The sequence below is a fragment of the Enterobacter sp. 50793107 genome (assembly GCF_001463365.1).
Lineage (GTDB): Bacteria > Pseudomonadota > Gammaproteobacteria > Enterobacterales > Enterobacteriaceae > Enterobacter > Enterobacter cloacae.
This window is the reverse complement of sequence record NZ_LNII01000016.1, coordinates 60,727-74,069: the sequence shown is the minus strand read 5'-3', so window position 1 is coordinate 74,069 and position 13,343 is coordinate 60,727. Positions and strand designations below refer to the sequence as shown.

Genomic DNA, 13,343 nt, shown 5'->3' with positions numbered 1-13,343 from the left:
ATCTGGTTTTGCGAATACTGATATTGATGATACTAACGGCCCACCGGCCTGTTGAGGAACCTGTAAAACGGAAAGGCTCATTGAAGCCGTATATTTTCTGGAGGTTCATCAGGCGCGGAACTCATCAAGGCGCGGGAATAAAATCCCATTCAGACGCCGGATAGATTCAAGCAAGCCAACTTGTCGTCAAAATCGGTGTTGCAAAAACGGGAGTGACCATAGATTCCGTTTTCCCTTCTGACGCCGCTGATTGAAGCGTTTTATCAGCGCCACAGCGTGACCCGGCTGATTTTCATTAATGGTGTACTGGGCGGCTCCTGGGAGGCCTTGGTTCAGGGGAGGGCGGATATCATCGTCGGCGCATTACATGAACCTCCTCAACTGAGCGATTTTGGGTTTGCCCGCCTCGGGATACTTGAGCAAGTTTTTGCGGTTGCTCCGCATCATCCGCTGGCCCGGGAGCCTGAGCCCATTAACCGGCGCGTTATTAAAGGTTACCGTGCCATTGTGGTGGGCGACAGTTCACGGCCGGAATGTGCCGTATCGTCGCAGCTGCTTGATGAGCAGGAGGCCATCACCGTTTTTGATTTTAAAACCAAGCTGGAATTGCAAATCAGTGGGCTGGGTTGCGGCTATTTACCTCGCTATCTGGCGCAGCGATTTCTTGATAGCGGCGCGCTGATTGAAAAACAGGTGCTGGCTCAAAGCAGTAATGAATCGGTCTGGGTTGGCTGGAATGAACAAACGGCGGGGTTAGCCAGCGCCTGGTGGCGGGACGAAATTTTAGCAAATAGTGCTATCGCCGCTGTCTATACGCAGAGCAGCGTCCACAAATCAGCCAGTTAGCGCAGGAATATTTACAATGCCTTTGTAAAGTATTGCGTTTTGTATCTGATGTGGGGCAAAATGCGCCGCAGCAACCAAAGGAATAATCGACGATATAAAAGGCGTCGGTTATTTTTTTTTGCATGTATGAAACGAAACTAAAAACCAAGAGGCCGGGCTTCGTACCGGATAGATATTTACTAAAATCCGACAGTTGTTGTCGCTGAGGAAGAAAGAAATGGGGCAATTTTTCGCTTACGTGGCGGTTATCACCGTAAAGGAGAATAACTATGTCGCATAACGCAACTCCAAACACCTCTCGCGTGGAATTACGTAAAACACTTACGTTGATTCCGGTTGTTATGATGGGCCTTGCCTATATGCAACCAATGACGCTGTTCGATACATTCGGTATCGTATCAGGCCTTACTGACGGTCATGTGGCAACGGCGTATGCCTTTGCACTGGTCGCTATTCTCTTTACAGCGCTGAGCTACGGTAAACTGGTTCGCCGTTTCCCGTCTGCAGGCTCTGCCTACACCTATGCCCAGAAATCCATTAGCCCGGCGGTTGGCTTTATGGTGGGCTGGTCATCGCTGCTGGACTACCTGTTCATGCCGATGATCAACATTCTGCTGGCAAAAATTTACTTCGAAGCGCTGGTACCTTCCGTACCGTCGTGGCTCTTTGTTGTTGCGTTAGTGGCCTTTATGACCATCTCTAACCTGCGCAGCATTAAGACCGTGGCGAACTTCAACACCCTGATTGTTATTCTGCAAATGGGTATTGTTGCGGTTATTGTGGGTTTGATCATTTACGGTGTTTCTCACGGTGAAGGCGCGGGCACGCTGGTCAGCTCTCGTCCGTTCTGGTCTGAAGGGGCACATGTGGTGCCGATGATCACCGGTGCGACTATTCTGTGCTTCTCGTTCCTGGGCTTCGACGGTATCTCTTCTCTGTCTGAAGAGACCAAAGATGCAGAACGCGTGATCCCACGAGCCATTTTCCTGACTGCGTTGATTGGTGGCATGATCTTCATTGGTGCCTCCTACTTCCTGCAGCTGTACTTCCCGGATATCTCTCGTTTCAAAGAGCCGGATGCTTCACAGCCTGAAATCATGCTGTACGTAGCAGGGAAAACCTTCCAGTGGGGCGTACTGATCTTCTCCAGCGTTACCGTTCTGGCTTCTGGTATGGCTGCGCATGCTGGGGTTTCTCGCCTGATGTATGTAATGGGTCGTGACGGTGTGTTCCCAACCCGTTTCTTCGGCTACGTTCATCCGAAATGGCGTACTCCGGCGTGGAACGTGCTGTTGGTTGGCGCAATCGCCCTGATGGCCATTAAATTTGACCTGGTGACGGCAACGGCACTGATTAACTTTGGTGCGCTGGTGGCCTTTACCTTTGTTAACCTCTCCGTGATCTCGCAGTTCTGGATCCGTGAGAAGCGCAACAAAACGCTGAAAGACCACTTCAGTTACCTGGTTCTGCCAATGTGCGGTGCGCTGACGGTCGGTGCATTGTGGATTAACCTGGAAGAGAGCTCTATGATTCTGGGCCTGATCTGGGGTGGTATTGGTCTGGTTTACCTGGCCTGCGTGACGAAGAGCTTCCGTAACCCGGTTCCTCAGTACGAAGACGTTGCGTAATACCGTGTCGGGTGGCGGCTACGCTTACCCGACCGACAAAACCCGTAGGCCCGCGTAAGTGCAGCACCATCGGGCAAAAAAAACCGGAGACCATCGCCTCCGGTTTTTTTATCGCTGAATTTCAGACTATCTCTTGTACGTACTTGAACAGTGCTTTCAGCAGCGCCTGCTTCTCTTCATTGCCTTCGTATTGGCCGTAAAGCATCTCCAGCTCCTGCGCATAGCCGTGCAGATATTCAGGCGTAAACACATTACGACGATGCTGCAGCCAGCGTTCCTGCTCAGCTTCATCCAGCGTGCCGGGATAGTTACGCGCGCGGTAGTTAAATATCAGCTTCTCAATGCGTTTATCTGCAAAGGTGATGTCCAGCGCGGGCAGGTTACGCGGTTCGGTTTGCAGGACGATGTTCATCGCAGCACGGTCGGCATCGCTGAAGAAGCCGTTATACAGCTGCGCATCCACATTTTCGGACGGCACGAATGGCTCGGCTTCGGCAAATATGGCGACGACTTTCTCGCGCACCTGCGGATTTTCGCGCAGTATTTTAAGGTTATCCAGGCAGTGCTGGCGGTTGATCCCGAGCCTGTCGGCATCTTCCGGGCGCAGCGTATTGGCCTGCGCCAGTACGGGACATTTATTGATATGCACCAGTTTGACCGGCACCGCGGGCAGATCTCCCAGCGCATCTTTCGGGGTATAGAGGCGCTCACGCAAGGTATCGCTGTCGAGCTCCAGCAGCGGGGAGATATCCCCGGCTAAATCCACCATGATGACCGCGTTACGGTTATCCGGATGCCAGGCCAGCGGTGCCACCCAGCTGGTGTTGCCGCGCCAGGCACCAAACATGCCGGAGATATGCACCAGCGGTTTCATCTGCGGCACATCAATCAGCGTCATCAGTTTCTGCTTACTGCGATGACTCAACAGATACTCAAACAGGCGTGGTTGTGCGGTTTTAACGAGCTTCGCCATGGCAATGGTGGCGTAGACGTCGGCCATCGCGTCGTGGGCATTACTGTGCTCAATGCCGTTGGCGCGCGTCAGGTGCTCCAGCCGGAAGCTTGGCAATCCGTCTTCGTTCTCTGGCCAGTTAATCCCCTCCGGACGCAGCGCATAACAGGCGCGCATGATATCCAGCAAATCCCAGCGCGAATTGCGGTTCTGCCAGCTCCAGGCGTAGGGATCGTAGAAGTTGCGGTAGAAGATGTTGCGCGTCACTTCATCATCGAAACGGATATTGTTATACCCGACCACGCAGGTATGGGGAACGGTGAACAGATCGTGGATACGGCGGGCGAACTCTGCCTCGTTAACGCCTTTTTCCCGCGCTTCCTGGGGCGTTATCCCCGTGACCATGACCGCGCCGGGCTGCGGCAGGTAGTCATCGGCAGGTTTGCAGTAAAAGACCTCTGGCTCACCAATAATATTGAATTCGTCGTCAGTACGGATGGCGGCAAACTGCGCCGGTCGGTCCAGCGCCGGGTGGGTGCCAAAGGTTTCGTAGTCGTGGAATAAAAAAGTCGGGCGTGCGGCAGAGTCAGACACCAGTAATACCATCCTGTTAAAAAGTGACGTCACTATGGTAAACGATCGTGAGGGACAGACCGAATAAAAAGCGCCGTCATGCAGCAAATTTGCGAGCGTGGTTCCGGGAAAAACATGCTTCCTGTCACATTTTTTTGCAATTAAGCCAGGTAACGACACCAGAACTCCCGTAAAAAGGTCATCGATTTTTAATGACCTGAGGATATACCGTTGAAACGCCGTCTGTTTATTGCTGTTTCTTTACTCGCTTCGAGTGTCTCATCTGCTTTTGCGGCCGATCCGCTGGATTTTTCGCCGCAGCCTCCGGCCATTCAGGCCGGCTCCTGGGTACTGATGGATTACACTACGGGTCAAATCTTAACGGCGGGCAACGAACATCAACAACGCAATCCGGCGAGTCTCACCAAGCTGATGACCGGCTACGTTGTTGACCGCGCTATTGATAGCCACCGCATTTCCCCGGATGACATTGTCACCGTCGGGCGCGACGCGTGGGCAAAAGGTAACCCGGTATTTGACGGTTCGTCACTGATGTTCCTGAAAGAGGGTGACCGCGTTTCTGTGCGCGACCTCAGCCGCGGTCTGATTGTTGATTCTGGTAACGACGCCTGTGTGGCGCTGGCGGATCACGTGGCCGGTGGCCAGCCGCAGTTCGTGAAGATGATGAACGACTATGTGCAAAAGCTGAATCTGCGCGATACGCACTTCGAAACCGTTCATGGTCTGGATGCCCCAGGCCAACACAGCTCCGCGTATGACCTGGCCGTGCTGTCCAGAGCCATCATCCACGGCGAGCCTGAGTTTTACCACATGTACAGCGAAAAGAGCCTGACCTGGAATGGGATCACGCAGCAAAACCGTAACGGTCTGCTCTGGGATAAGACCATGAACGTAGATGGACTGAAAACGGGGCACACGTCAGGGGCCGGATTTAACCTGATTGCTTCCGCCGTGGACGGTCAGCGTCGCTTGATCGCCGTGGTGATGGGGGCTGACAGTCCGAAAGGGCGTGAGGATCAGGCCCGTAAACTGCTGCACTGGGGACAACAGAATTTTGATACCGTGCAGATCCTGCACAACGGTAAAAAAGTGGGCACCGAGCGGATCTGGTACGGCGATAAGGAACAGGTGAACCTGGGCACCGACCAGGATTTCTGGCTGGCATTACCGAAAGCAGAAGTACCGAACATCAAGGCAAAATACGTGCTGGATACAAAAGAGCTGGAAGCGCCGATAGCCGCCCATCAGCGGGTAGGCGAGATCCAGTTATACGACCGCGATAAAGTGGTCGCTCACTGGCCGCTGGTGACGCTGGAGCGTGTTGATAAAGGTGGCCTTTTCTCCCGTCTGAGTGATTATCTGCACCACAAAATCTAACCTTTCTGGGCAGACTGGCAGGGTTGCGAGTCTGCTCACATAATAAACACTCCTTGATTGCCGATTATAGAAATTCTGCTTTATAGTGTATAAATATACAGTTATAAACGGAGGCAGTATGGACTACAGCATCAGGCAGGAAAAGAAACGTAAGATTGCCGGTTTTCACCTGGTCGGGCCATGGGAACACACGGTAAAACAGGGCTTTGAACAGCTGGTCATGTGGGTCGATGGCCGACACATTCAGCCGCTGGAGTGGGTTGCGGTTTATTACGATAACCCGGACGAAGTCCCGGCAGAAAAATTGCGCTGCGATACGGCCGTTACGGTACCGGATGATTTCGTTATCCCGGAAAACAGCGAAGGGGTAATGATGACGGAAATTGCGGCCGGAGATTACGCCGTTGCGAAAGCACGTGTTGAAAACTATGACTTCGCCACGCCGTGGTACCAGTTCTTTAACTCCCTTTTGCAGGACAACAAATTCCAGATGGCTCTGAAACCGTGCTTCGAGCGCTATCTCAATGATGGCAACGCCGACGGGTACTGGGACATCGAAATGTTTATCGCTGTAGAGCATAAAGCGGGGTAGTCCTGTTAAATACAGGGTTTTTCAGCCGGGTGTGATCCGCCCGGCTGAAAACACAGTACAATTGTGATTTGCCGTGTAGCTGGAGAGCGGGTGTGCGTCCCGACAAATCATTAACGTCTTTTGAAATTCGGTTGTATAAACACTACCGCGTGGTTCATGGGTGCCGTATCGCGCTGGCATTCGTTCTGACGTTTGTGCTGGTCCGTTTGCTGGATGTTCCTGAAGGAACGTGGCCGCTGATCACGCTGGTGGTCGTCATGGGGCCTATCTCATTCTGGGGGAACGTCGTCCCGCGTGCCTTCGAGCGCATTGGCGGTACGGTTTTTGGCTCAGCCCTTGGGTTGATTGCCCTGAAGCTGGAGCTTATTTCATTTCCGGTGATGCTGGCCTGGTGCGGTGTCGCCATGTTCCTCTGCGGCTGGCTGGCGCTGGGTAAAAAGCCCTATCAGGCACTGCTGATTGGTATCACCCTCGCGGTGGTGGTCGGCGCGCCAGCGGGTGATATGACCACGGCACTGTGGCGAAGCGGGGATGTTATTCTTGGTTCACTGCTGGCGATGCTTTTCACCGGTATCTGGCCGCAGCGCGCTTTCCTGCACTGGCGCATTCAGATGGCAAATTACGTCACCGCCTTTAACCGCGTCTACCAGGCCGGTTTTTCACCTAACCTTGTCGAACGTCCCCGGCTGGAGAAGCACCTTCAGCAGATCCTTAATGACGTGGTCAAAATGCGCGGTCTGATTACCCCTGCCAGCAAAGAGACCCATATTCAGAAATCGATTTTCGAAGCTATCCAGACCGTGAGCCGCAATCTGGTCTGCATGCTTGAACTGCAAATCAACGCGCACTGGGCCTCGCGCCCCAGCCATCTGTTAATGCTGAACGCGCAGACGCTGAAGGAGACGCAGCAGATGACGCAGCAAACCCTTCTGACCATCGCTCATGCCCTTTATGAAGGTAACCCGCAGCCGATCCTCGCAAACAGCGAGCGTCTGAATGAGATCGTTGCCGAACTGAAACAGCTGATCAACGAGCGACAGGGCGATAACGTAGCGGAAACCCCAATCCATGGTTACGTCTGGCTGAGCATGGAACTGGCGCGTCAGCTTGAGTTGCTGTCGCATCTCATTTGCCGCGCACTGCGCAAATAAAGAGCAGCTATCGCCATATGTGACGGCTGCTGCTTCGATTCAGCATCAATTGGGGTTATGATAGTTTTAAACGATATACTCATTGTCATTCGCAGCCGCTGTCAGTAAGGTTATTGTTACAACGGTTGCTTTAACGAATCCGAATCTCACATTATCAGGGGTGTAAAAATGGAAACTACCAAGCCTTCGTTCCAGGATGTTCTGGAATTCGTCCGCCTGTTCCGCCGCAAAAACAAACTGCAGCGTGAAATCCAGGACGTTGAGAAGAAGATCCGTGACAACCAGAAACGTGTTCTGCTGCTGGATAACCTGAGCGACTACATTAAGCCAGGTATGAGCGTTGAAGCTATTCAGGGCATCATCGCCAGCATGAAGAGCGACTACGAAGACCGCGTTGATGACTACATCATCAAAAACGCTGAGCTGTCTAAAGAGCGCCGTGACATCTCCAAAAAGCTGAAAGTGATGGGCGAAATCAAAAACGCTGAAGCCAAAAGCGAATAATCGCTGCTGATTGCAAAAAAGGCTCTCTGGTGACAGAGAGCCTTTTTTATTACGCAGAGCGCGGCTGAAGCTGATAGATCCAGGCCTTAACCTGGTCACCTTCGGCGGTGGTCACCATGACCTCGACCCGATCGTAGCCGTCTTCAAATTCGTCCAGCATCTGCCAGTGTGCCTCAAGGTTACTGGAGATAAACAGATAACCCTCAACGCGCGGGCCATCGGCGTGCAGCACGATACCCGGAAAATCTGCCGCAGCGCCCCAGCCACGCGCATAAAATGTCCCGGTGACAAAACCGGCCTGCCATTCACCGCCGATGCTTTCGAGAATATGTGCATTTGAATGGCCCGGGCGTAACGTACCGTAGACAAACAAAGAGTCCATTTTTCCTCACCAGAAAAGCAAAAAGCCCGCTTTAAAAGCGGGCTTTTCAGAATGTGGCTCCTCTGACTGGACTCGAACCAGTGACATACGGATTAACAGTCCGCCGTTCTACCGACTGAACTACAGAGGAATCGTTGTGGAGGCTTATCTTAGCGGCGAAAAAACTTTTGTCAAACCTGATCTTAGTGATTAGCGATCGATTGCCGATTCTGTCATCAGTTTGTTGCAAATCCAGACATCTTTTTATGGAAAATACTTTGCAGGATGAGCTTTTCTCCCCCATCATTTGAAATGGAGTTTCAACTTTTCTCGCTAAGGTCCATTTTGAACGTTACTGCCACTCTCCGCCAGGCGATTATGCGCACGCCATGGTATGCAAAACGTAAAAGCTATCGTGTTCTGTTCTGGCGTGAAATCACCCCGCTTGCCGTACCTATTTTTCTGGAGAATACCTGCGTTCTGCTGATGGGGGTGTTAAGCACCTTCCTGGTGAGCTGGCTGGGTAAAGAGGCGATGGCCGGGGTCGGGCTGGCGGACAGTTTTAACATGGTGGTGATGTCTTTCTTTGCCGCAATCGATCTTGGTACCACGGTGGTGGTGGCCTTTAGCCTGGGCAAGCTGGATCCGAAGCGCGCCCGCGAAGCCGCCCGGCAGTCGCTGATGATCATGACCCTCTTTTCGATCATCCTGGCGGCGGTGATTCATTATTTCGGCAAAGAGATTATCGACTTTGTTGCGGGTGAAGCGACGAATGAAGTTAAGGATCTGGCGCTGACCTATCTGGAAATGACGGTCTTAAGCTATCCTGCTGCGGCTATCGCGCTGATCGGTAGCGGCGCGCTGCGCGGGGCGGGCAACACAAAAATTCCGCTGCTGATCAACGGCGGAATGAACATCCTGAATATCATGATCAGTAGCGTCCTGATCTACGGTGTTTTCTCCTGGGAGGGGATGGGGTTTGTTGGTGCAGGGCTGGGGCTAACTATCTCCCGCTACATTGGTGCGGCAGCCATCCTCGGGGTGTTGATGGCGGGGATCACGCCATCGCTGCGCCTCACGTTAAAAAGCTACTTCCGACCCTTTAACTTCGCCATTATCTGGGAAGTGATGGGGATTGGTATTCCTGCCAGTATCGAGTCGGTACTGTTCAACGGCGGTAAACTGCTTACCCAGATGTTTGTTGCCGGTATGGGGACAGATGTGATTGCCGGTAACTTTATTGCCTTCTCCATCGCCTCGCTGATTAACCTGCCGGGTAACGCCCTCGGGTCGGCCTCCACCATCATCACCGGTAAACGGCTCGGCAAAGGACAGATAGGGCAGGCGGAGCGCCAACTGCGCCATGTCTTCTGGCTGTCGACCATCGGTCTGACGATAATTGCGTGGGGGAGCGCGCCCTTTGCCGGGCTGATGGCCTCGTTCTATACCCACGAAGATGATGTTAAAGAGGTCGTTAAGATCCTGATTTGGCTCAACGCGGCCTTTATGCCGATCTGGGCGGCGTCCTGGGTACTGCCTGCCGGGTTAAAAGGGGCACGCGATGCCCGCTTTGCGATGTGGGTCTCTATGCTCGGCATGTGGGGTTGCCGCGTGGTAGCGGGTTATACGCTGGGGGTCATGCTCGGTATGGGGGTCGTCGGGGTCTGGCTGGGGATGTTCCTTGACTGGGCCGTGCGTGGGGCATTGTTCTACTGGCGTATGGTAAGTGGGCGCTGGCTCTGGAAATATCCGCGACACAATGCCTGACAAATGTGCGAAATGTTGAATAAATCGGCAAACGATCGGAAATCTGCATTCTGCCTTTGACAACACCGGGTAGCATCGATAATATGCGCCCCGTTCACACGATTCCTCTGTAGTTCAGTCGGTAGAACGGCGGACTGTTAATCCGTATGTCACTGGTTCGAGTCCAGTCAGAGGAGCCAAATTTGAAAAGCCTGCTTTTAAAGCAGGCTTTTTGCTTTTGTGCGTTCGGAAAATTTGCCCGGTGGCGCTGCGCTTACCGGGCCTACGGACGAGTAGGCCGGGTAAGGCGAAGCCGCCACCGGGCAATAAACCGCACTACCGGTTAACACGAATCGGTGCCGTCGCCTCCACCAGCCACGGACGCGCGTCGCTCTCCACCATCGGGGACAGCGCTTCGCGCACCTGCTGATGATACTCATCCAGCCACTGCTTTTCCTGCTCGTTTAACAGATTGAGTTCGACCTGGCTGAGGTCGATTGGGATCAGCGTCAGCGAAGCAAATTTGCAGAATCCTGGACAGCTCTCCACAATCTCCACCTGATTTTCAATGCGGATCCCATGGCTATCCGCCAGGTAGTATCCCGGCTCGATAGTCATAATATTGCCCGCCACCAGCGGCCATGGGTTGACCTTTTTAGCGATGCGATGCGGGTTCTCATGGATAAGCAACTGATGACCCACGCCATGGCCCGTTCCGTGATCGAAATCCAGCCCCATCTCCCACAGCGGCCGACGCGCGAAGGCATCCAGCTGATGCCCCTGGGTGCCGGACGGGAACTGCAGGGTAATCAGCGACAGAAAACCTTTCAGCACGGCGGTGTAATGTAATCGCTGCTGCGGGCTGACCTTGCCCCACGCCAGGGTACGTGTGGCGTCAGTGGTACCATTATGGTACTGACCACCAGAATCATTCAGATAAAAGTGGTCATGGCCGATGGGTTTGTTGCTGGCTTCGCTTGAGTGGTAGTGGCACATCGCCGCATTGCTGGACGAGGCCGAGATGGTCGCAAAACTTTGCTCAATAAAGCCAGGCTGCTGCTCGCGAAACGCGAGTTGCTGTGCCTGGGCCTCCAGCTCGGTCAGCGGCTGGCCTGCTGCCGCACGTGCGGGCACTTCACGGCTCAGCCAGGCCAGGAAATTGACCCACGCGGCACCGTCCTGATGATGACACTTCCGGTAACCCGCCAGTTCTACCGGATTTTTATTGGCCTTCATCAGCGTGATGGGGTCGGTGCGCCAGAGAATGTCACCGTGTGGCTCAATGGCAAAACGCAGAGCCACCGGCGCTGAATCGGCATCCACCATCACCCGTTTACCGTGAGAAAGGCGCTGGCAGCGTTCAATAAAGGCATCCTGCGGCGCAATGGTAAAAGCGTTTCGCACGCTATCAGGCAGGTTGCTTAGCTTATTGTCGTTAACGAACCACTCAACGCTACCGTCCCGACTGAGCAGGGCAAAAGAGAGCGGAACCGGGCTGGTGGGAATATCTGAACCGCGCACGTTAAGCAGCCAGGCGATATTATCCGGCAGGGTCACGGCCAGATAATCGGCATTGTTCGCGGCCAGTACGGCGGCAACGCGCTGACGTTTATCGGCGCTGTTTTCACCGCTGATTTCAACGGGCATCTCGCGGATCAGCCCCGCCGGAGCGGCAGGGCGATCGGTCCATAACGTATCAAACGGTGACTGGTTAAGCGGCACCATTTCACACGGTGTCGCAGATAGCGTCTCATAATCGGCATTGGTCATCAGCAGCGTTTCAAAACCAATCCGCGTGCCAGCCTCAACGTTGGCCGTCAGCCATTGTGCCAGCGGCTCGTTGTGCAGATGATGGATCTCTACTTCATCCATATTGACCTGCACGCGGGCCTGAACCTGATAGCGGCCATCGACAAAAAGCAGGGCTTTGTCTTTTAGCACCAGCGCCAGCCCCGCCGAGCCATCGAAGCCGGTCAGCCAGGCCAGTTTTTCATCATACGGCGCGCAGTATTCGCTCTGCCAGGCATCTGCGCGCGGGACGATCATCCCGTCGAGCTTATTTTCCTGTAACCACTGACGCAGGGCCGATAACGGTGATGGGGTGTGCATTATTTTTCCTTATTGTTATCAGCGGAAAGGCGGTTCGTTAAAGGTACGCAGCTTGCGTGAGTGCAGCCGGTCACCTTCTGCCCGCAACAAATCAATGGCGCGAATGCCGATTTGCAGGTGTTCGGAGATAGCCCCTTCGTAGAACCGGTTTGCCTGTCCCGGAAGCTTGATTTCACCGTGCAGCGGTTTATCGGAAACGCACAGCAGCGTACCGTAAGGCACACGGAAGCGATAACCCTGAGCGGCAATGGTGGCGCTTTCCATATCAATCGCCACCGCGCGGCTCAGATTGAAGCGCAGGGCAGAGGCGGAGTAACGCAGCTCCCAGTTACGGTCATCTGTCGTGACTACCGTGCCGGTACGCAGACGCTGTTTGACCTCTTCACCCGGCATGCCGCTCACCTCTTTGGTGGCGTCGTACAGCGCGCGCTGCACTTCGGCAATGCTTGGGATCGGGATGTCCGGCGGGAGCACGGCGTCAAGCACATGGTCATCACGCAGGTAGGCGTGGGCCAGCACGTAGTCGCCAATCAGCTGGCTTTCACGCAGCCCACCGCAATGACCAATCATCAGCCAGACGTCCGGGCGCAGCACCGCCAGATGGTCGCAGATGGTCTTGGCGTTTGACGGACCCACACCGATGTTGATAAGCGTAATGCCCTGGCCGTCGGCGGTGATCAGGTGCCAGGCTGGCATCTGGTGCTTCTTCCACGCCAGATCGGAGATAGCCTGCTCAGGCGCTTCGGTTTCAGCGGTGATCCAGATCCCGCCGGCGCAGGAGAGGGCGATATAAGGGCTCTCCGGGTCAAGGATCTGGCTACAGCCCCAGCGGACAAATTCGTCGACATAGCGGGTGTAGTTGGTAAACAGCACGAACGGCTGGAAATGCTCGGCTGGCGTCCCGGTGTAGTGACGCAGGCGCGCCAGGGAGAAATCCACCCGGCGGGCGTCAAAATGCGACAAGGGGGAAAACTCTGCCGGGTGATAAATGCCGTCGGCGGTCTCATCGCCAATCTGCGACAGCTCGGTCGTCGGGAAATGGCGCGTCAGCCCTGCGCTCATGGAGCGATCGAGCGTTAACGCCGAACCGTCAATCACGTACGGATAGGGGATTTCATGCTGTGATGGCTCAACGGCAATGTGTGCGCCGTAATCCTGATAGAGCAGAGTGAGTTGCTCCTCAAGATAAGGACGGAACAATGCAGGGCGGGTCACGGTGGTGCTGTAGCAGCCGGAGTGGGTAAAACGCGCGTAGGCACGGGTCTTTGGCGTGGTACTGGCGCTGCCGTCCCAGGTGACAGAGAGCGATGGATAAACAAAAAGGCCCTGGGTTCTGGCCTTTTCGTCGGGAAGTTTCCCTGTTTCGATGTACTCACTGATGGCGCTGCGCAGCGCATTGACGGACTGTTCGTACAGCGCGTCGAGTTTTTCCAGTGCCTGAGCCGGGGTCAGGCTGGAGCCCTTATTATTCATGTCTGTCTCC

11 protein-coding genes, 2 tRNA genes and 1 pseudogene are annotated in these 13,343 nt (G+C 54.3%); 9 read left to right on the top strand and 5 right to left on the bottom strand.

Annotated features, from left to right (window positions below; translation table 11 throughout):
- Positions 1 to 225: 225 nt before the first annotated feature.
- The 3 genes and pseudogenes from APU11_RS03405 to APU11_RS03400 form a co-directional block, all read left to right on the top strand.
- Positions 226 to 846, top strand: a pseudogene (locus APU11_RS03405) (LysR substrate-binding domain-containing protein); the annotation flags it as partial.
- Positions 847 to 1,063: 217 nt separating this feature from the next.
- Positions 1,064 to 1,126: a membrane protein YoeI gene (gene yoeI / locus APU11_RS27860; RefSeq protein ID WP_099458931.1), complete on the top strand. Its 63-nt coding sequence runs from the start codon at positions 1,064 to 1,066 to the stop codon at positions 1,124 to 1,126.
- Positions 1,116 to 2,474: an APC family permease gene (locus tag APU11_RS03400; RefSeq protein ID WP_058650989.1), complete on the top strand. Its 1,359-nt coding sequence runs from the start codon at positions 1,116 to 1,118 to the stop codon at positions 2,472 to 2,474. The genes yoeI and APU11_RS03400 overlap by 11 nt, the downstream gene beginning before the upstream one ends.
- A 121-nt stretch (positions 2,475 to 2,595) precedes the next feature.
- Here the strand turns inward: APU11_RS03400 and sbcB are convergent, their stop codons facing one another.
- Positions 2,596 to 4,023 carry an exodeoxyribonuclease I gene (sbcB, locus tag APU11_RS03395; RefSeq protein WP_170955175.1) on the bottom strand — a complete coding sequence of 476 codons (1,428 nt, stop codon included), beginning with the start codon at positions 4,021 to 4,023 and terminating at the stop codon, positions 2,596 to 2,598.
- Between the two features lie 207 nt (positions 4,024 to 4,230).
- Between sbcB and dacD the strand changes: the two genes are divergently transcribed.
- The 4 genes from dacD (at position 4,231) to APU11_RS03375 (ending at position 7,644) form a co-directional block, all read left to right on the top strand.
- Entirely contained in the window at positions 4,231 to 5,397 is a 1,167-nt protein-coding gene (gene dacD / locus APU11_RS03390) for a serine-type D-Ala-D-Ala carboxypeptidase DacD (RefSeq protein ID WP_029881831.1), read from the top strand.
- A 118-nt stretch (positions 5,398 to 5,515) separates the two neighbouring features.
- The gene (sbmC, locus tag APU11_RS03385) at positions 5,516 to 5,989 is read left to right on the top strand and encodes a DNA gyrase inhibitor SbmC (protein ID WP_013097837.1); all 474 of its coding nucleotides are present in this window, start codon (positions 5,516 to 5,518) and stop codon (positions 5,987 to 5,989) included.
- Between the two features lie 92 nt (positions 5,990 to 6,081).
- Entirely contained in the window at positions 6,082 to 7,140 is a 1,059-nt protein-coding gene (locus APU11_RS03380) for an FUSC family protein (protein WP_013097836.1), read from the top strand.
- A gap of 168 nt (positions 7,141 to 7,308) precedes the next feature.
- Positions 7,309 to 7,644, top strand: a complete 336-nt coding sequence (locus APU11_RS03375) for a DUF496 family protein (protein ID WP_010432067.1) — start codon at positions 7,309 to 7,311, stop codon at positions 7,642 to 7,644.
- Positions 7,645 to 7,693: 49 nt separating this feature from the next.
- Here APU11_RS03375 and APU11_RS03370 read toward each other — a convergent pair whose 3' ends face one another.
- A complete protein-coding gene (locus tag APU11_RS03370) occupies positions 7,694 to 8,026 on the bottom strand; it encodes a gamma-glutamylcyclotransferase family protein (RefSeq protein WP_038979618.1) in 333 nt (110 codons plus the stop codon).
- A 54-nt stretch (positions 8,027 to 8,080) separates the two neighbouring features.
- Positions 8,081 to 8,156 (bottom strand) — tRNA-Asn (locus APU11_RS03365).
- A gap of 161 nt (positions 8,157 to 8,317) precedes the next feature.
- Between APU11_RS03365 and emmdR the strand changes: the two genes are divergently transcribed.
- Positions 8,318 to 9,772 (top strand): multidrug efflux MATE transporter EmmdR, encoded by a 1,455-nt coding sequence (gene emmdR / locus APU11_RS03360; RefSeq protein ID WP_120727113.1) that lies wholly within the window; start codon positions 8,318 to 8,320, stop codon positions 9,770 to 9,772.
- Positions 9,773 to 9,875: 103 nt separating this feature from the next.
- Positions 9,876 to 9,951, top strand: a tRNA-Asn gene (locus APU11_RS03355).
- A 136-nt stretch (positions 9,952 to 10,087) separates the two neighbouring features.
- Here the strand turns inward: APU11_RS03355 and APU11_RS03350 are convergent.
- Both APU11_RS03350 and APU11_RS03345 read right to left on the bottom strand, forming a co-directional pair.
- Positions 10,088 to 11,860 (bottom strand): aminopeptidase P family protein, encoded by a 1,773-nt coding sequence (locus APU11_RS03350; protein ID WP_058650987.1) that lies wholly within the window; start codon positions 11,858 to 11,860, stop codon positions 10,088 to 10,090.
- A gap of 18 nt (positions 11,861 to 11,878) precedes the next feature.
- Complete coding sequence (locus APU11_RS03345; RefSeq protein ID WP_013097832.1) at positions 11,879 to 13,333, bottom strand: AMP nucleosidase; 1,455 nt, start codon at positions 13,331 to 13,333, stop codon at positions 11,879 to 11,881.
- Positions 13,334 to 13,343: the final 10 nt, after the last annotated feature.

What these genes read in the sequence shown, in the direction of transcription:
- APU11_RS03400 (WP_058650989.1), top strand. Translation starts at nt 1,116, where the DNA reads ATGTCGCATAACGCAACTCCAAACACCTCTCGCGTGGAATTACGTAAA.
- sbmC (WP_013097837.1), top strand. Translation starts at nt 5,516, where the DNA reads ATGGACTACAGCATCAGGCAGGAAAAGAAACGTAAGATTGCCGGTTTT.
- APU11_RS03375 (WP_010432067.1), top strand. Translation starts at nt 7,309, where the DNA reads ATGGAAACTACCAAGCCTTCGTTCCAGGATGTTCTGGAATTCGTCCGC.
- APU11_RS03370 (WP_038979618.1), bottom strand. Translation starts at nt 8,026, where the DNA reads ATGGACTCTTTGTTTGTCTACGGTACGTTACGCCCGGGCCATTCAAAT.
- emmdR (WP_120727113.1), top strand. Translation starts at nt 8,318, where the DNA reads ATGGAGTTTCAACTTTTCTCGCTAAGGTCCATTTTGAACGTTACTGCC.
- APU11_RS03350 (WP_058650987.1), bottom strand. Translation starts at nt 11,860, where the DNA reads ATGCACACCCCATCACCGTTATCGGCCCTGCGTCAGTGGTTACAGGAA.
- APU11_RS03345 (WP_013097832.1), bottom strand. Translation starts at nt 13,333, where the DNA reads ATGAATAATAAGGGCTCCAGCCTGACCCCGGCTCAGGCACTGGAAAAA.